The following is a 16,960-nucleotide window of genomic DNA, read 5'->3' as shown; positions in this document are numbered from 1 at the left end:
TTAAGGAAAGGAAGGTCTGTATGGGCGGTTTTATCCTCAAAAGATCATTGCTTGCGGTTCCGCTGCTGATCATTATCTCATTCCTGACCTTTGCTCTGAACAACCTCTCGCCGCTGGACCCGGCCGAGGTTGTTCTCCGGGCACAAGGGGTCCCGCAAGTCACTGAAGCCTTGCTCATGGAGACCAAAGCTGCACTAGGCATGGACCGGCCTTTTCTGATCCGTTACTTTGATTGGCTGACCTCCTGCTTCCGCCTGGAATTCGGAAACTCTTATATCACGGGCACAGCGGTGTGGGCGCTGCTTGGCCCGGCCTTTATGAACACGCTCAAGTTAACTATGGTATCGGTGATTGCTATTCTGGCTTTTTCCGTCGGGCTCGGAGTTCTCTGTGCGTTACAAGAAGGGCGGCTACTTGACCGTTCGATCCGGGGTATATCATTCTTCCTGACCTCCATGCCGTCGGCATGGCTTGCAGCGATGATGATCTGGTATTTCTCAGTAAAGCTGGATTGGCTGCCGACCAGCGGAATGGATTCCTGGGCCAGCTACATTCTGCCGGTAATTGTCCTTACGGTCAGCTATGCAGGTATTTACTTCCGTCTTGTCCGCAGTTCAATGCTAAGCCAGCTGCATGAGGACTACACGCTGTATGCCAGAGCCTGCGGTCTGCAGGAGAGTAAAATTACGCTGATGATGTTAAAGAATTCAATGCAGGTTGCTACTTCTGTGTTCTGCATGGCGGTCCCCATTATTCTGGGGAGTACAGTCGTCGTCGAAAGCATCTTCGCCTGGCCCGGTTTAGGCACTTTAACCGTAAATTCAATCCTGGGGAGGGATTTTCCGGTCATTCAGGCTTATGTCCTGCTGCTGGCCGTCTCCTTCGTGCTGTTTAATACACTCTCGGATCTCATTAATGCAGCACTGGACCCCAAGTTAAGAAAGGAGTTCTAGATGAGCGTATTCCAAAAGATGTGGGGAGACAAGCTTGCCGCATTATCCCTCATAATCATCATGTTGACGGCAGTCGCGGGAATCTTTGCACCTTGGTTAGCGCCCCATAGTCCGGAGCAAGTTCAAATGGAGCTGCGCTATGCTTCACCGACCTGGCAATACCTGCTTGGCAACGATCATTTGGGACGCTGCGTATTATCCAGATTGATTTACGGCATCCGTCCCAGTGTCCTGTGGGTATTTGTTGCGCTGGCTGTATCCGCGCTTTTCGGGGCATTGCTCGGACTGCTGGCCGGTTATTTCAAGGGAAAGACGGACAGTGTGATCATGAGGGTCTGTGACGTAATGCTTTCCTTTCCAGGTTATGTCATGTCGCTGGCTGTAGTAGGGATATTGGGCCCGGGAATCCGGAACATTCTAATTGCCTTTGTCGTTATGAAATGGGCCTGGTTTGCACGTGTCATCCGCTCTTCGGTCCAGCAGTATGCCGATACAGACTATGTAAGATTTGCCAAAACGACCGGAATGGGTAATATGGCAATTATGATAAAGCATGTCGTGCCTGTAGCACTTCCGGATTTTGCCGTCATTTCAAGCAGTGCGTTTGGAACGATGATTCTGCAAATCTCCGGACTGTCCTTTCTTGGTTTAGGAATCGAGGCGCCTCATGCAGAGTGGGGCATGATGCTTAATGAAGCACGAGGGGTGATGTTCTCCCGGCCGGAGCTTATGCTGGCCCCAGGGCTCGCCATCGTCATTGTGGTATCCGCGGTAAATTTCTGCTCTGATGCGCTGCAAGTAGCCTTAGATCCGAAATTGCAAAGAGGGCTGTCCAAACCGCGGCGGGCATTTACGAGATTGTCTGCCAAACTGAAGAGGGAGGAGGTGGCATAGCTTCAATGAATACACTGGAGGTTTCAAAGTTACGTATATGGGATAGTTTAACGGATACTATCCTTGTCAAGGACAGCTCCTTTCAGATCAAGTCCGAGAGCTGCCTGGCTATTGTAGGGGAGAGCGGGTGCGGGAAGTCTGTAACCTGCCGGGCGATTATGCGTCTGAATAGGGCTAACCTTAGACAGAGCGGAAGTATAAAGCTTAACGGAATGAATCTCGGCGGGCTCTCCGAGCATGAAATGCGGAAGCAAAGAGGCCGGCAATTATGCCTGATTATGCAAAATGGGATGCGCGCTTTCGACCCTTCCAGTATTGTGGGCAATCATTTCAAAGAGACGCTGAAGCAGCATTATGGCTGGAGCCACACGGAAATTACAGCGAAGATGGCTGGCGCCATGGAAAGCGTTATGCTTAAGGATCCGGTAACATTGATGAATAAATACCCGCATCAGCTATCGGGAGGCATGCTGCAGCGAATGATGATTGCACTGGCAATCGTCCTAAAACCAACACTGATTATTGCCGATGAACCGACATCTGCACTGGATACCTTATCCCAGTATGAGGTTATGGAGCAGTTACTTTCCCTGAAGGCCGAGTCCGGCTGCTCTATGATTTTTGTCTCGCATGATCTTGGCGCAGTGAAGCGGATTGCTGATGATATCGTCGTTATGAAGGACGGCGAGATTGTCGAGCGCGGAGCAGCTGCCGAGGTTTTCACCAATACCAGGCATGCGTACACCAAATATCTTCTCGAAGCGAAGCAGGCACTGAATAGCCACTTCATCCAGAGTATGGGAGGGCTTGAGCTTGTTGACCGTTAATCAGGTGGAGAAATCATATACCGGGGGCAAATTGTTCTCCAGTAAGAGCAAACAGGTGCTGCATCATATCAGCTTTACCTTAGAGCCAGGCGAGGTGCTGGGCATCATCGGAGAGAGCGGCAGCGGCAAATCAACCTTGGGACGTCTGCTGCTTGGCATCGAGAAGCCGGACCGCGGCACAATTCAATTTGAAGGCAGGGATATAGGGGAGCGGGCCGGCAGAAAGGGAAAGATCAGCGCTGTATTTCAAGATTATACTTCCTCAATTCACCCCTTTTACAGTGTGGAAAAGGCAGTGGCCGAACCGCTCAAGCTTCAAGGACGTAAGCATGCAGATATTGATCACAAAATCGACCGCCTGCTGCATGAAGTAGGCTTGGACAGCTCTTACCGGAAAAAGTATCCCCATGAGCTGTCCGGAGGACAAGCACAGCGGGTGTGCATTGCCAGGGCAGTTTCAACGGATCCTCAATATATTCTCCTGGATGAAGCCGTCAGTTCGCTGGATGCATCCGTTCAGTTCCAAATTCTGGAGCTGCTGAAGAAGCTGAAAGAGACGTACGGTATGAGCTATATTTTCATCACACATGATCTTCAGGCAGCTGCTTATTTATGTGACCGGATGATGTTTATCCGCAGCGGTCATATCGAAGAGATCATATCCGCCCGGCGGTTAAACGAGGTACAGTCCGAATACGCTAAAGCGATGCTGCAGATGGCATTACGTTTAACTGACAGCAGGGATAGGAAGGAGAGAATTATATTGTGAGGGGAGCTTTGGCTTGGCCCTTTCTGAGATTATATCTATTGACACTTCTATATTTCAGTTCAAATTCAATTCTGAATGTAATTATACCCTTAAAAGGTGAATCACTCGGTGCCAGCAACTCGGCCATAGGTATAGTCATGGGAGCCTATTTATTTACAACGATGTTCCTGCGGCCCTGGGCAGGTCAGGTCATCTACAGGCAGGGCCCTGTAAAAGTGCTGCGGATCATCCTGGCCATTAACGCCCTGGCTTTGTCGCTGTACACGTTTACCGGTTTGGGCGGATATTTCTTCGCACGGATGCTGCAAGGCGTGTGCACAGCCTTTTTCTCCATGTCGCTGCAGCTTGGTATTATCGATTCGCTGCCTGAAAAAGACCGCTCGCAGGGCATATCCATGTATTCGCTCTGTGCCACAATGCCCGGGGTCATAGGACCGTTACTGGCACTGAATATTTGGGAATCCGGAAACATGGGTGTTTTTTCAATAACAATCCTCAGCATGGCTGTGCTTACCGGCGCTTTTGGCTTTAGTGCTACGATGAAGGCGGCAGATAACCGCCCAATCCCGCGTCAGGCTGACAGGCAGGGTTCCTTTAACCAGTTATTCACTAACCCTCACCTGTTTCTGTGCGGCATGCTAATGCTTGGATCATCCGTTATCTTCGGTGGAGTCACGACATTTATTCCATTGTACGCAGGGCAGATTCAGCACGCCAGCGCAGCTTTCTATCTAATGCTGCAGGCGGGAACGATTGTAGCTGCAAGATTCTTTTTGCGTAAAAAAATACCCTCTGACGGCAAATGGCATCCCGCCTTTATAAAAGCGGTCATTTTGTCCCTTACTGCTGCTTCCCTGTGTACCGGATTATCCGGTTATGGCGGATTTGCGGTATTCTACTGCGGTGCATTGCTGATGGGATTGGCCCAAGCGATGCTGTATCCGACTTTAACGACCTATTTGACCTTCGTTCTCCCGGAGTCTAAGCGCAATGTGCTGATCGGGCTGTTTATTGCTATGGCTGACCTCGGCGTATCGCTTGGCGGAGTGCTGCTTGGTCCTGTTGCGGACCTGCTATCCTATTCCTGGATGTATATATTTTGTGCCATGCTTGGAGCGGGATTGCTACTCTTTATCTCCAGGCAGCAGCTGAAACTGAAATTAAATGCGGAGGTACCAGCAAGCGGAACTTAAAGCAGTAAAAACAGTAGTACAATTTTTCCAGTTAAGTCGTATAATATAAAAGGAAAGTATTTTACTATTATCGCCACTTGCAACCTATACAAGAAATTTTCTGGCAAAATAGGCTGATGCTTTACTACTTAATATTAAGCGGGGAAAAGCTTTTATGAAACGAAAGAGTTTGATTTATTCGTTATTGCTGGCAATTATAGTATCGGTTGTATCAGGAGCGGGTAGCATCCACGCGGCCGCGCGAAACATCACTGACATTGTTAAAGTGACCAAGCCTGCTGAGATTAAAGTTGGAGAGTGGAAGTCCTACGAGATAGCCATCTCTGACTGGACCGATGCAGATGTTACAGACCATGACTTCACGCCAGCCTCTTCGGATGAGAATATTATCAAGGTAGTCCGGAAAACAAAATGGGTCTCTGAACTTCATGCAATAAGTAAGGGGACGGCTACCTTAACGGTTAATATTGGAGACAAGTTTGAACCTTACGTATTCACTGTTCAAGTGGTGGATGAGTATACAGTCATTCCTGAACCAACTTCTGAACCAACCCAACCGGTTGTTGTAAAGGAACCTACTCAAGCAGAGATCATGTTACAGGATTTGTCAGATTACATCGATCAGTTGGATCTGATAGCAACCTATGAAAAGAAAGCCATAACTACGATTAACCAATATGACGTTGTAAACGATTCAACCAGAAAAACAATCTTCCTGGCTTTAAACAATACTGTAGTGCCCAATTATACTAAGTTTGTATCCGGGCTAAAAAACATCAAACCCAATAATAATGCAGAGTTGAAAGAAATATACAATTACCATCTGGCAGGGGCAAAACTCCAGCTGGAAGGGTTCACTATAATGCGGGACAGTCTGAAGACGACCAAAATAAACTTCACCAAATTTAATGCAGGTGAAAAGAAGGCGGCAGAAGGTATTAAGTTATTGAATAAGGCAGAGGCTCTTCTTGATAAGTTTACAAAAAAATACTTCGAATAAATGAAAATAGGGGATTTCCCCGCGGTGCGGCCCACCACCCTCAAATTTATAATTTTACAAAAATGTTAATTGACGGAGCAATTTGAGTGTGATACCATGGGTTCAACTTAAAACGAAAAGGCTATGATGAGAAATAGTAGCTATTAGGGATCTCACAGAGAGAAGATGGTTGGTGCGAATCTTCATTGATCTAATAGTGAAGCAGTCTCGGAGCTGTGAACCGAACAGAGGAATCTTAGTAGGCTTCAACGGAGTTCCACCGTTATTCAGGAAACAATATCGGAGAGATCCCGTATTGATTGAGTGCAGAGAAATCTGAAATTAGGTGGTAACACGGACATTATAGTTCGCCCTAAGTTGACAAGAAATATGTCAGCTTAGGGCTTTTTTGTTTTAAGTACATAATTAAAGTGGAGGTAGTGAGCATGGTGAAGATGACACCAGATGAGTTAAGAAAATCGTATATTGATTTTATGAAAGGAAGAGGGGCCAGCCAAGTCCCCTCTTCCAGCTTGTTGCCAGAAAACGATCCCTCAACGTTGTTTACAGGCAGTGGAATGCAGCCAATGGTTCCCTATTTATTGGGGGAAAAGCATCCGGTAGGTAATGAGCTTGCTAATATTCAGAAGTGTTTAAGGACAGGGGATATTGATGAAGTAGGAGATATGTCGCATCTGACATTTTTTGAAATGATAGGCCGGTGGGAATTTAAAGCAAATGAAGCTAACTATAAGAAAAAGCAAATCGATGCCATTTGGAATTGGCAAATTAGCGAATTAGGCATTGATCCTGGCAGGCTGTATATCAGTGCTTTTATAGGAAGTGATGATTTGAATATACAGAAAGATACGGAAGCCATTGGGCTCTGGTCAGAAAAATTCAAATCCGTGGGTATAGAACCTATCGTTGAAGATGATCCCTACCAATATGGGGCATCTAGAGGCGGAAGAATATTCTTGTACGATGAAAAAGAAAATTGGTGGAGCCGAACCGGAAGCCCACTCCATATGCCTGTTGGTGAACCGGGTGGACCTGACAGTGAAATGTTCTATGATCTTGAACCGGGCGGGGATTCAATGGATCATCCTGCTTCGGATAGCGGGAGGTTTTTAGAAATCGGGAACAACGTATTTATGTGCTACAAAAAAGAAGACACAGGATTTGTAAAAATGCAAAATCCTAATATTGATTATGGAGGCGGATTAGAAAGGGTTGCAACGGCCCTTAGTGGTGACAAGGATATTTATAATACGGCTTTCTTCCTTAACCCCAAGAATAAATTGATGGAGTTAAGCGGTAAACCATACACTGACGATGTAAAGTCGTTTAGAATCATACTTGATCATGTGAGAGCGGCTACTTTTCTAATTAATGATGGTGCGGAGCCAGCTAATAGTGATGCAGGGTATATCACAAGAAGGTTATTAAGAAGGGCGATCCGGGCAGGTAAAAAAATAGGTATACAAGGAAGTTTTGTAGGTGAGCTGTCTGAAGTTTATATAGATGAAGCAACAGCTTATGAAGATTTGACCGGTAATAAAAAGAAAATTATCGATATTGTAAATAAGGAAGAAAATCTTTTCTATAGAACTTTACAGCAAAGCGAATTTGAAATACAAAAACATCTTAAGCATAAGGGCAACGTTACAGGTGCAGATGCCTTTTATTTTTACGAAACCTATGGGTTTCCCTTGGAATTGACGGAAGAGTTTCTAACGGAAAGCGGATATAGCATTGAGGACAAGGCGTCTTACACAGAGGCGGCAAAGAAACATGCTGACAAGAGCAGAACTGCTTCTGCGGGTAAATTCACAGGCGGATTAGCTGAGCATTCAACAGAAACAACAGCGCTGCACACGGTATCTCATTTATTACTTGCTGGGTTAAGGGAAGTTTTAGGGGATCATGTTCATCAACAAGGAAGTAATATTACTTCAGAACGATTACGGTTTGACTTCAACCATGAAGAGAAACTTACGCCAGAGCAAATAGCTGAATTGGAAAAGTATGTGAATGATGCGATTTCATCAAAAGCAGTTACCTATATTTCAGAGCTGCCTAAAATCGAAGCGAAAGAAAGTAATGTTGAAGGGAACTTTTGGGATAAATATCCGGATATCGTTAAGGTATATACAATCAAAGATAACAACGGGAAAGTCTGGAGCCGGGAAGTATGTGGAGGACCTCATGTAGAAGATACGACAACCTTAGGGAAGTTCAGGATCACAAAAGAACAATCTTCTGCTGCTGGAGTTAGGAGGATTAAAGGAGTAATTAATAAAAACGCGGAACAATAGCTGATGTTTTAGCCTGGCCTTTCCGTTGGCCGTACCGGAGAACAGTATTTAAAGAAAAGGGGGTGTCTCAAAAACCATGCAACGGCTGCTTGAGACTCCCCTCGTTTTTGAGTTAGAGATGCGTTAGCAATTCTTTACTAATCCTAACTGTCAATTATGCTCTTGATGTTTTTAATTGTTGCAAAGTGCATTGCTTCATGGTAAATCAGAAAACACAGTAATTGTTCTACATTTGTAAAGGTAAGTCCTGTAGAAGACTTGTAATGCGGATTGATTTCTTCTTTCAATTTGCTTGAAAGTACCGATTCTACCCTGTCAATTTGTTCGGTTAACAAATCGATTAACTGAGACAACGTTGGAGGCTCTGTATTCCAGTCAGACGGTTTAGTTCCTGGATCAAACAACTTACTAAAACTAGCAGGATATTTGGTTTCTTCCCCAGTAAGCTGGAAAGCGAACTTCTCATGTACGACATACATATGGCCTAGATTCCATTTTATATTGTTTTTCAAACCTGCTGGAATTTTTTCCGAGGCAGAGTCATTTATGTTCCTCACATGATCAACTGCCTGACGGCGAACAAATCTCAATTGATCTGCGACAAAATTGCTCATGATATTGACCTCCCATAAAGTTGCGAGACTCGTTGTGACAGATTTGTCAATGTACGCTCAAAAAAGGATTCATCATTAAGTGCTCTACTCAGCATTAATCCCCCTTGAATGCTAGCAATGGTTTCCTCTGAGATTTGATCAGCAGTCTCTTTAGAGATACCTGTTTGAACTAGTGCCGCGCTTAAGGCTTCAATCCATCTTTTAAAATACTGCCGAATTACTGCAGCGAATCGATCTCTTGTTTCGTCCAAAGCAAATGCACCAATAAGGCATATACGCTGACCAGATTGAAAATAAGAATCGACCTCTTGCCACATATGATCAATGGCTGCCCGGGGTTCATTCATTTCGAGCGGTTCAAAAATGTTCTTGATAAACCATTGATCAATATGAGCAAGAATTTCAGCAGCCATCTCATCTTTTCCACCCGGAAAGAAATAATATAAACTTCCTTTAGATAGACGCGTACGGGCTGTTATTTTACTCAACGATGCACCTTCATAACCTAATTCACGAAATACCTCAGTAACGAGAGGGATGACATCAGATTTTTCAAAAACAGTGCGAGTCATAGGTTTAACTCACTTAGGCTTGGATGTTCAGCGGGACGCGTACCGAGAGGCCAATGGAATTTTCGTTCTTCTTCCTTAATCCGCATATCATTAATAGAAGCAAACCTACGCTTCATCAAACCGTCTTCAGCGAATTCCCAATTCTCGTTTCCATACGATCTGAACCAATTGCCGCTATCATCATGCCATTCATATGCGAATCTAACTGCAATACGGTTATCCGTAAATGACCAGAGCTCCTTGATAAGGCGGTAGTCCAGTTCTTTGGCCCATTTTCTGGTTAGCAAAGAGACAATTTCTTGGCGGCCTGTTACAAACTCGCTCCGATTTCTCCAATAACAATCCTCAGTATACACAAGTGAGACTCGCTGAGGGTCTCGGCTATTCCAGCTGTCTTCTGCCATACGAGTTTTTTGAATTGCTGTTTCACGAGTGAATGGGGGAGCTAAATTAATCATTAAATTTCCTCGCTTTCTAAACCTTTTGACTCAGTATAAACCGATCGGTTTATTAATGCAAGTTTACATCCCAAATTCAATACCAATTTCGAATCGTTTCCGATTCTTAATGTACCGCCGGATGGTGTGCTTGATTATTACAACCGTGTCGTCCAGCTAATCGGAAGCAATGAAGATACCAGGAAATTCTTCCGGTTGTTCTTTAATCCCGGCGACGGACATGGAAATTGTTACACCCATGGTCCCGGACTAACCAAGACAACCGGTATGAAGGCTTTAATGGATTGGGTAGAAAAGGGGGATTCGGGAAAGCGAGTTGACCGCATATTCATGAGGTAACATAGTCCTCATTAGCCCGCACCCTGTGCGGGCTTTGTGTTTCAGGATTCATTTTCTATCCCTATAGCAATTACAGTTTACGATAAATCACGATTCTTCAGAAGGATCGTCATTTCTTCTGCTGATTCTTGCATCCCTCGGGCAAACCATTCTTCAATCCAGCCGAACAATCCGTAAGCAAAATAGGCCGCCACGTAGGCACCAAAGTTTGGATATTCCGGCTTCGGTCCATAGAGCGCTTTGAGCACATCTTTTAGAAGATGAAACAAATTTCTTTGAGTAAGAAGCAGGTAGAATTCCCTCTGTTTACTGAAGTGATCAAACATACTCCCCAGCATGTCTTCTTCAGAGGCCTTGATGCTCTCTTGATATTCCTCATGCCAATCCCCAATAAGTTTATAGACATATTCCTTTATAATATCTTCTTTTTCATTATAGTTCCGGTAAAAGGAAACACGGCTTACCTTTGCCTGGGAGGTGAGATCACTGATGGAGATCGACTTTAGCTCTTTTATTTTCAACAGATCAAGAAGTGAATTTGTAATTTGAAGCTTTACAAATGTGTTTTTTTTATTTTTATCGGCCATGTTACATTTTATCCCTTCTGTATCATTATCCGTTAGTATATTGATTTTGATATTATCTAATGATACATTTGCAGCACAAAAAAAGATACATCTGTTGCATTAATGGGAGTTCAAATTGCACAATCATAATGCATCCTTTGTGGATGGTAATACACAGATATAGCACATCAATCTATTGGAGCCCAACCATTTACAATTTAGCGTTATAATATCAACATTCTCAGGAGGAAACAATGAAACTATTAAAAAGAATATTCCTATTTGTGGCTATCGTAATTGTTGTAATTATTTTGGCAGTTGTGGCGGTTTTCAAATATCTGTCATACCGCAATGATCATTATTATAGATTTGTAAAGACTGACAAGCCAATAGAAGCCCAATATACGGCACTTGGACCCCATAAGGTTTCTTATGCAGAATTCGACGCAGATCATGATAGTTATAAGAAATATGAGATTTGGTATCCGTCCGAAATGAAAGATCGTTCATCTGCCTATCCTCTCGTTGTAATGGCAAACGGCACGGGAATTACGGCTTCAAAATACAAATCTGTTTTTAAACATCTTGCTTCCTGGGGATTTGTCGTTGTTGGCAATGAGGACGAAAATTCGCGAACAGGAGCTTCATCATCTGCAAGTCTTGAGTTTCTGCTGAAACTGAATGAAGACGCCAAGAGCGATTTTTATGGAAAAATTGATGTTGATAACATCGGGATCGGCGGACATTCGCAGGGAGGCGTGGGCACAATAAATGCTGTAACCAATCAGAAGAATGGTAATTTATACAAGTCCATGTTTACGGCAAGCGCCACTTCAAGCTACTGGGGCCAGAAAAATGTATTCGGAACGGATTGGAGCTACGACATAACTAAGGTTAATATACCCTACTTCATGGTTGCTGGTACGGGGAATTTTGATGCAGGTACTGCAGAAGACATAAGGGCTACAGAAGGGCAGGGGATTGCTCCGCTTTGGTCAATGAACAAGAATTATTCCATTATTCCCGATACGGTAACCAAGGTTATGGCAAGGCGCGTAAACACAGACCACAGTGATATGCTGAATCATGCTGACGGATATATGACAGCTTGGTTTATGTATTGGCTGAAAGACGATCTGCAAGCGGGAACTGCATTCTTTGGCAACGATGCTGAGATCCTTACAAATGCTAACTGGCAGGATGTAGCGAAAAATCACTGAATATTGTACTTGTGAAAAAGGGCGCCGAGCTTTGATTCCGGTGCCCTTTTGCCAGTTTTTCATGCCCGTTAGATCTGGCATGTTACATTATATCCACTCTGTATCATTTTCTGCCCGAGTATTGATTCTCACCTTAACCGGTGATACATTTGTAACACAAAAAAGTTACAACTGTTACATGCAGTTTGTCAACGAACAAATGGAAGGGGATGAAGAGATGACACTTAAACAAAAACGCACCATCATTTTAGTTGCAGTTATTATCGTAGCCGCTGTTATGGGGCGGCTTGCGGTACGGGCATTTATGAATACTTTACTCGGCGGCACACTATTCGGAGGTAACTTTCTATGACAAATAAAGAAAAAGGCAGAAAAAAAGTCCTTTGGGGATTTATTTATGTGGGGACTTTCATTATTGCATTTGCCGCTTCGGCCATCATCAAAATGACCTACAATCCGCTGTCTGGAGAAATGCAGGTGGATTGGAATGACTCCGTTGGCCGTGTATATACGGATATCGCCTACAGCGAAAAGGAGCAGAACAAATTCGACCTGTATGTTCCCTCGGATAATACAAAGAAAACTTACGGTCTTGTTGTATATCTCCATGCAGGAGGGTTCTCAACCGGTGACAAAAATGATGACGCCAATATGCTGAAATGGCTCACCTCAAAAGGTTACGTCGCTGCAGGAATTAATTATACGCTGCGTAATGACAATAACCCTGAAGCCAGTGTGTATACCATGTCACAGGAAATCAAAGAAAGTATTCCGGTTGTAAAAGCAGAAGCGGAAAAGTTAGGCTACAATCTCGATCGGATGGCGATATCCGGTGGATCAGCGGGAGGGACGCTGGCGCTATTGTATGCATACCGCGATGCAGCTGCCTCTCCGATTCCTGTTACAATGGTCTTTGAAATGGTCGGCCCTCCCAGCTTTTATCCGGAGGACTGGACTCCTTACGGTTTGGATAAGAATCCAGAGGCAGCGGCAGACTTATTCAGCGTAATGTCCGGCAACACCATCACAACCAATATGATAGGAACGCCAAAGTATGAGGAAGCAGTCAAAGGGATTTCACCGTATATGTGGATTAATGAAAACTCTGTGCCTTCACTGGTTGCTTATGGAAAATACGATAAGGTAGCTCCGTTTAGGTCAGTAAAACATCTGATTAATGCTTTGGAGGAAAACCATGTGCCCCACGATTATTTCGAATTCCCTCATTCGGGACATGGTCTGCAAAATGACAATAAGCTTTATGCAAAATATATAGAGAAGATGAATGAGTATCTGGAACGGTATATGGCAAGTGAATAAAACAGATCAAAACTTGGAAAGAGATTAAGTCACGAATTTATAGATAATATATACACTTTTCAGTTGATGTCCTAGTATCAATCAGGATATGAGCTGGAAGGTTTTTTTCGTTAGAAGTCGTTTAACCGATATCACAAAGTCGGATAAGCGATGGAGAGTTGAACCGGAATTTTGTAGGATTAATCTATGATCTTCCTTCTGAATAAAATGAGAGGTTTCATCTGCGAAGTTGTAGAGAACGGAAGCCACTGGGGCCGCAGCTTAGAATTCGGGAGTCCTACAGGGAATTCTTGGCTAATTAAGGGGCAAGAAATCTCAATGCTGGATTCACCCAAATGATGAGGGCCTGCTCAAGGGAGAATATGGATTAAATGACTACGAGGACATTCCAGAAACCATCCATTATCTACGGGAAGGCGATGTTCTGGATATTGGCAACGGACATGTCATTCGTATTTTTCATGTGCCGGGTTATACGGACGGAAGTATTCTGCTATTGGATGAAAAGACAAACTCGTTATTCACCAGTGATACAGTTGCCAGACGCCTGTTGTATGGACTCGGAAAGTGGATCCCACTCGACCAGTTTATCCATGATTTAGAGAGAATTAAAGCTTTGGATTTCACATCTATTCATACTTGTCATGATCGTTCCTCACTGTCTAGAACGTTTATTGATTTTATGATTGATAGCCTAAAACAACTCCCGCAAGTCCAGCAAAGAACAGAAATTCTTGGGCAGGAGTTTATTCACTTGGTACGGGGAGAAGAGAACGAAGAAACTTATTTCGATTTCGTAGTTCCTGCCGCCAGAAGAGAGGAATGCATTGAGGCGCTAAAAAGAGTGTGAAATTACTTGTAAATGTGCTAAGCCAATATATTAATCGATAGTTTCCCCGAATTTCAATCCGAAATTCTCCATCATTTCCAGAATGGGAATAAACTCGCGTCCTTTTGATGTTAGTGAAAGGATGTTTTTCTATAAACTCTTTTTGAAAACCGCCTTTGCATATTTTAGTCACGTCGGTACTTCCTCTCGTCTGTTAGTTAGTACATAGACCTATTAATCCTACAGTCCAAAGTTGTGTTGAAGCAGAACGGTTAGGTGTGGATGCCATAATTGTTAGTTGGTGCAAACGAAAGAACGATTCCTACTGAATTGTTACACCTGGCAATATGATGACACCAGCACCGATCCAGACATTATCGCCAATTGTGACAGGAGCTGTGTATTCTAATCCCGCCAAACGTTGCTCCACATCCATTGCGTGATTCTCCGTTATGACACAAACATTAGGGGCAATAAATACATTGTCTCCAATCGTAATGAATCCACTGTCCATAAGTTTGCAGTTAAGATTAATGAAGCAATTATTACCCAGTGTAGTATTATACCCATAAGTACAAAAAAGCTGCTGCTCCACAATACAATTTTCGCCGACCTTACCGAGCAATTCGCGTATAGCGGTACTTCTTAATTCGCGCTCAAGAGGGTGTAGGTTGTTGTAGTCGTACAGTTTCTTCACAGTTACATCACGGTCCGCAACAAGCTCGGGGTCATTAGGTTGGTACAACAAGCCAGCATGTGATTTTTCTTTTTCTGTCATTTCAGACACCTCGTAAAATGTGATTTTCTCTCGATCATTCTGTGTTTTCTCGGCAAATATCTAATGCTGTTTTATTTGCTGTTCCTTCAGAGTAGCTCTTAGACGGTAAATGGAGAAGACCATCAAAGAAAATAAGAGCACTATAAAATAAGGGAATATACTCATGCTAAGTTTTTGTGCAAGTATACCGTAAAGCGGAGGCATCAGGGCGATCCCGACATAGGAAACAGCCATCTGTGCTCCCATCATGGACTGTGAGTACTCTTTTCCAAAATTCTGTGGAGTTAAGTGAAGAATATTAGGGAATATAGGGGCGTTACCAAGACCGATTAAAAATAATGCTCCAACTGAAACGCTTGTAGGCAATGGCAGCATGAGCATGAAAATCGCGGTAATCAAGACACTCTGGCCGATACTAATCAATTTCCAGCTTGACAATCGGGTTGCTGCCAAACCTGCTAACAGTCTACCGGTAGCTAGTCCAATATAATACAAGGCAAGGCATTTAGCAGCGTTCTCGGCAGTTAATCCTTTAGTGTTCACTAGAAAAGTGCTTCCCCAAATGCCAGCCGTATACTCAATAGCGCAAGAGCTGATGAGTATAAAGAATACTGCTCTTGCAGCGGGAAGTTTACATAGTTTAGTAATGCTAACTATATGAAAAACTTCATCTTCAGGTTCTTGCTTGCGTAGATGTACTTTCTTCCAGAGCGGTAAAGTACAAAGGGCAATTAATGCGATAATTATCTGAATCCAAAAAGCATTGCTATAGCCACCCCGCCAATTATTCTGTTGTGAAAGTGCAAGTGACATGATATATGGACTTACAGAAACTCCAAGACCGTAAAAGCAGTGCAAGAGATTCATATGGCTGGCTTTATAATAAAGCGCAACATAATTGTTGAGTGCTGCATCTACAGCTCCTGCACCTAGTCCTAACGGAACAGCGAATAAACAGAACCAAATTATATTTGGAGAAAGTGAAAAGCCCAATAATGCTGTAGCTGTCAGGAAAACACTGATTGCAGTAAGCTTGGCTGTGCCGTACTTATTAATAAGCCTTGCACTAAGAAGGCTGGAAATGGTTGTACAAGCCGAAATAGTAAACGTCACAGATCCTGCTGCTGAAACTGGTAAGCTAAATTCTTCGTAAATAGCTGGCCAAGCTGCCCCGAACAAAGAATCAGGAATTCCAAGACTTATAAAAATGATGTAAATGACTACCAGTAACAGCGTTGCCATAAAATCCTCCTCTGGAGATGCATGTGAGATGTAATATATCACATGAACTTTCCAGTTTACTTGCAGTATTACCTAAAAATATTGTACAATATCACATTAATCATTGAGAAAGGATGGATATACATAATATGGTTATTACAAATGACCAGCTTCGGGAAATAACAACGCATGGATCCAAAAATTTTCCATTTCAATATTATCTTGATGATATTAATCATTATCCTGACCACAGAGTTAATTGCCATTGGCATGATGAAATAGAGTTTGCACTCATTCAAGAAGGTGAGGCTAACTATCAGATCGGTGATCAAATGGTTGTGCTCCATAAAGGAGAAGGGATTTTTATCAATTCGGGGATAATTCACGGTTATGAAGCGGAGAACCATACACTTGTTCCCAATATAGTATTCTCTCCGGAGTTAATTGCTGGAGGAAACCAGACTGTGTATCAAAAATATATACGGCCTATACAAACCTCTCAGATCTCATACTTAACCTTAAGCAGCAGGGTTAGCTGGCAAGAGGATATTCGGAGATCCTTAAACCATATTTTTAGCTTATGCAATTCAGGGGATGAGACAAGGGAGCTGGATATACAAATTGCAACTACCTCTATATGGCGCCAAGTGTTTTTGCATCAAGATTCCTGCATTTTTTCTCCTCATACCGCAACCTATATCACTACCCAGACACGTCTGCGTTTGATGATAGAATACATTGGAAACCACTTTATGGACAAAATTCGTCTTGAAGATATTGCATTTGCGGCTAAAGTAAGTAAAAGTGAGGCTTTGCGCTGTTTTAAAGAAGGAGCAGCTACTTCACCTGTAGATTTTTTGATCCAATTTCGTCTTAAGCAAGGCAGAAAAATGTTATTGGCTACAAAAAGAACGGTTACAGATATTGCTGGAACAGTCGGATTTGATAATGTAGGGTATTTCGACCGCATGTTTAAGAAGGCATATGGAGTTACGCCAAACCAGCTACGTAGACATTTTATAGAACAAGGGCCCGCTGTTTTGCATCATGGGACAGAAAAGCCGGGGGCTGGGTTAACAACTATGATAGAATAGATGGCTACAATTTTCA

Annotated in this window: 19 protein-coding genes and 1 other annotated feature; of the genes, 13 read left to right on the top strand and 6 right to left on the bottom strand. The window is 43.4% G+C overall.

What is annotated here, in order from left to right; translation table 11 throughout:
• Window positions 1-20: 20 nt before the first annotated feature.
• From opp1B to LOS79_RS07840, 7 genes are all read left to right on the top strand, one after another.
• On the top strand, window positions 21-953 hold the full coding sequence (gene opp1B / locus LOS79_RS07870; RefSeq protein ID WP_315417819.1) for a nickel/cobalt ABC transporter permease: 933 nt from the start codon (window positions 21-23) through the stop codon (window positions 951-953).
• Complete coding sequence (gene cntC, locus LOS79_RS07865) at window positions 954-1,847, top strand: staphylopine uptake ABC transporter permease subunit CntC (protein ID WP_315417817.1); 894 nt, start codon at window positions 954-956, stop codon at window positions 1,845-1,847.
• Window positions 1,848-1,852: 5 nt separating this feature from the next.
• Window positions 1,853-2,674, top strand: a complete 822-nt coding sequence (gene cntF, locus LOS79_RS07860) for a staphylopine uptake ABC transporter ATP-binding protein CntF (protein WP_315417814.1) — start codon at window positions 1,853-1,855, stop codon at window positions 2,672-2,674.
• The gene (locus LOS79_RS07855) at window positions 2,661-3,443 is read left to right on the top strand and encodes an ABC transporter ATP-binding protein (protein WP_315417811.1); all 783 of its coding nucleotides are present in this window, start codon (window positions 2,661-2,663) and stop codon (window positions 3,441-3,443) included. The genes cntF and LOS79_RS07855 overlap by 14 nt, the downstream gene beginning before the upstream one ends.
• A complete protein-coding gene (cntE, locus tag LOS79_RS07850; RefSeq protein ID WP_315417809.1) occupies window positions 3,440-4,636 on the top strand; it encodes a staphylopine family metallophore export MFS transporter CntE in 1,197 nt (398 codons plus the stop codon). The genes LOS79_RS07855 and cntE overlap by 4 nt, the downstream gene beginning before the upstream one ends.
• A gap of 154 nt (window positions 4,637-4,790) precedes the next feature.
• A complete protein-coding gene (locus LOS79_RS07845) occupies window positions 4,791-5,636 on the top strand; it encodes a hypothetical protein (protein WP_315417806.1) in 846 nt (281 codons plus the stop codon).
• Window positions 5,637-5,750: 114 nt separating this feature from the next.
• Window positions 5,751-5,994, top strand: a binding site (T-box leader).
• Between the two features lie 67 nt (window positions 5,995-6,061).
• A complete protein-coding gene (locus tag LOS79_RS07840; protein ID WP_315417802.1) occupies window positions 6,062-7,933 on the top strand; it encodes an alanine--tRNA ligase in 1,872 nt (623 codons plus the stop codon).
• A 143-nt stretch (window positions 7,934-8,076) separates the two neighbouring features.
• On the opposite strand, the gene LOS79_RS07835 is transcribed toward LOS79_RS07840, so the two are convergent.
• The 3 genes from LOS79_RS07835 to LOS79_RS07825 are packed head-to-tail and all read right to left on the bottom strand — an operon-like array spanning window position 8,077 to window position 9,577.
• On the bottom strand, window positions 8,077-8,547 hold the full coding sequence (locus LOS79_RS07835; protein ID WP_315417800.1) for a DinB family protein: 471 nt from the start codon (window positions 8,545-8,547) through the stop codon (window positions 8,077-8,079).
• On the bottom strand, window positions 8,544-9,119 hold the full coding sequence (locus tag LOS79_RS07830) for a TetR/AcrR family transcriptional regulator (RefSeq protein ID WP_315417797.1): 576 nt from the start codon (window positions 9,117-9,119) through the stop codon (window positions 8,544-8,546). Before LOS79_RS07830 ends, LOS79_RS07835 begins: the two co-directional genes overlap by 4 nt.
• A complete protein-coding gene (locus LOS79_RS07825; RefSeq protein WP_315417794.1) occupies window positions 9,116-9,577 on the bottom strand; it encodes a nuclear transport factor 2 family protein in 462 nt (153 codons plus the stop codon). The genes LOS79_RS07830 and LOS79_RS07825 overlap by 4 nt, the downstream gene beginning before the upstream one ends.
• 51 nt (window positions 9,578-9,628) lie before the next feature.
• On the opposite strand from LOS79_RS07825, the gene LOS79_RS33035 reads away from it, so the two are divergent.
• Window positions 9,629-9,916, top strand: coding sequence for a tannase/feruloyl esterase family alpha/beta hydrolase (locus tag LOS79_RS33035; protein ID WP_397386783.1), 288 nt, complete (start codon window positions 9,629-9,631; stop codon window positions 9,914-9,916).
• 77 nt (window positions 9,917-9,993) lie between these two features.
• Here LOS79_RS33035 and LOS79_RS07820 read toward each other — a convergent pair whose 3' ends face one another.
• Window positions 9,994-10,503 (bottom strand): TetR/AcrR family transcriptional regulator, encoded by a 510-nt coding sequence (locus LOS79_RS07820; protein WP_315417791.1) that lies wholly within the window; start codon window positions 10,501-10,503, stop codon window positions 9,994-9,996.
• Between the two features lie 233 nt (window positions 10,504-10,736).
• Between LOS79_RS07820 and LOS79_RS07815 the strand changes: the two genes are divergently transcribed.
• From LOS79_RS07815 to LOS79_RS07800, 4 genes are all read left to right on the top strand, one after another.
• Window positions 10,737-11,702 carry a poly(ethylene terephthalate) hydrolase family protein gene (locus tag LOS79_RS07815; protein ID WP_315417790.1) on the top strand — a complete coding sequence of 322 codons (966 nt, stop codon included), beginning with the start codon at window positions 10,737-10,739 and terminating at the stop codon, window positions 11,700-11,702.
• A gap of 178 nt (window positions 11,703-11,880) precedes the next feature.
• Window positions 11,881-12,054: a hypothetical protein gene (locus LOS79_RS07810; RefSeq protein WP_315417787.1), complete on the top strand. Its 174-nt coding sequence runs from the start codon at window positions 11,881-11,883 to the stop codon at window positions 12,052-12,054.
• On the top strand, window positions 12,051-13,022 hold the full coding sequence (locus tag LOS79_RS07805; protein ID WP_315417785.1) for an alpha/beta hydrolase: 972 nt from the start codon (window positions 12,051-12,053) through the stop codon (window positions 13,020-13,022). Before LOS79_RS07810 ends, LOS79_RS07805 begins: the two co-directional genes overlap by 4 nt.
• Before the next feature lie 496 nt (window positions 13,023-13,518).
• A complete protein-coding gene (locus LOS79_RS07800) occupies window positions 13,519-13,872 on the top strand; it encodes a hypothetical protein (protein WP_315417783.1) in 354 nt (117 codons plus the stop codon).
• A 301-nt stretch (window positions 13,873-14,173) separates the two neighbouring features.
• Here LOS79_RS07800 and LOS79_RS07795 read toward each other — a convergent pair whose 3' ends face one another.
• On the bottom strand, window positions 14,174-14,629 hold the full coding sequence (locus LOS79_RS07795) for a sugar O-acetyltransferase (protein WP_315417781.1): 456 nt from the start codon (window positions 14,627-14,629) through the stop codon (window positions 14,174-14,176).
• Window positions 14,630-14,689: 60 nt separating this feature from the next.
• Window positions 14,690-15,871 carry an MFS transporter gene (locus tag LOS79_RS07790; RefSeq protein WP_315417778.1) on the bottom strand — a complete coding sequence of 394 codons (1,182 nt, stop codon included), beginning with the start codon at window positions 15,869-15,871 and terminating at the stop codon, window positions 14,690-14,692.
• A 113-nt stretch (window positions 15,872-15,984) separates the two neighbouring features.
• Here LOS79_RS07790 and LOS79_RS07785 point away from each other — a divergent pair, with 113 nt between their 5' ends.
• On the top strand, window positions 15,985-16,944 hold the full coding sequence (locus LOS79_RS07785) for an AraC family transcriptional regulator (RefSeq protein WP_315417776.1): 960 nt from the start codon (window positions 15,985-15,987) through the stop codon (window positions 16,942-16,944).
• The last annotated feature ends 16 nt before the right edge of the window (window positions 16,945-16,960 follow it).

Source organism: Paenibacillus sp. MMS20-IR301 (assembly GCF_032302195.1).
GTDB lineage: Bacteria > Bacillota > Bacilli > Paenibacillales > Paenibacillaceae > Paenibacillus_AQ.
Note: the sequence above shows the minus strand (reverse complement) of the source record. Positions and strands in the feature narration are given on the sequence as shown.

What these genes read in the sequence shown, in the direction of transcription:
- opp1B (WP_315417819.1), top strand. Translation starts at nt 21, where the DNA reads ATGGGCGGTTTTATCCTCAAAAGATCATTGCTTGCGGTTCCGCTGCTG.
- cntC (WP_315417817.1), top strand. Translation starts at nt 954, where the DNA reads ATGAGCGTATTCCAAAAGATGTGGGGAGACAAGCTTGCCGCATTATCC.
- cntF (WP_315417814.1), top strand. Translation starts at nt 1,853, where the DNA reads ATGAATACACTGGAGGTTTCAAAGTTACGTATATGGGATAGTTTAACG.
- LOS79_RS07845 (WP_315417806.1), top strand. Translation starts at nt 4,791, where the DNA reads ATGAAACGAAAGAGTTTGATTTATTCGTTATTGCTGGCAATTATAGTA.
- LOS79_RS07840 (WP_315417802.1), top strand. Translation starts at nt 6,062, where the DNA reads ATGGTGAAGATGACACCAGATGAGTTAAGAAAATCGTATATTGATTTT.
- LOS79_RS07835 (WP_315417800.1), bottom strand. Translation starts at nt 8,547, where the DNA reads ATGAGCAATTTTGTCGCAGATCAATTGAGATTTGTTCGCCGTCAGGCA.
- LOS79_RS07830 (WP_315417797.1), bottom strand. Translation starts at nt 9,119, where the DNA reads ATGACTCGCACTGTTTTTGAAAAATCTGATGTCATCCCTCTCGTTACT.
- LOS79_RS07825 (WP_315417794.1), bottom strand. Translation starts at nt 9,577, where the DNA reads ATGATTAATTTAGCTCCCCCATTCACTCGTGAAACAGCAATTCAAAAA.
- LOS79_RS07820 (WP_315417791.1), bottom strand. Translation starts at nt 10,503, where the DNA reads ATGGCCGATAAAAATAAAAAAAACACATTTGTAAAGCTTCAAATTACA.
- LOS79_RS07815 (WP_315417790.1), top strand. Translation starts at nt 10,737, where the DNA reads ATGAAACTATTAAAAAGAATATTCCTATTTGTGGCTATCGTAATTGTT.
- LOS79_RS07810 (WP_315417787.1), top strand. Translation starts at nt 11,881, where the DNA reads ATGCAGTTTGTCAACGAACAAATGGAAGGGGATGAAGAGATGACACTT.
- LOS79_RS07805 (WP_315417785.1), top strand. Translation starts at nt 12,051, where the DNA reads ATGACAAATAAAGAAAAAGGCAGAAAAAAAGTCCTTTGGGGATTTATT.
- LOS79_RS07795 (WP_315417781.1), bottom strand. Translation starts at nt 14,629, where the DNA reads ATGACAGAAAAAGAAAAATCACATGCTGGCTTGTTGTACCAACCTAAT.
- LOS79_RS07790 (WP_315417778.1), bottom strand. Translation starts at nt 15,871, where the DNA reads ATGGCAACGCTGTTACTGGTAGTCATTTACATCATTTTTATAAGTCTT.
- LOS79_RS07785 (WP_315417776.1), top strand. Translation starts at nt 15,985, where the DNA reads ATGGATATACATAATATGGTTATTACAAATGACCAGCTTCGGGAAATA.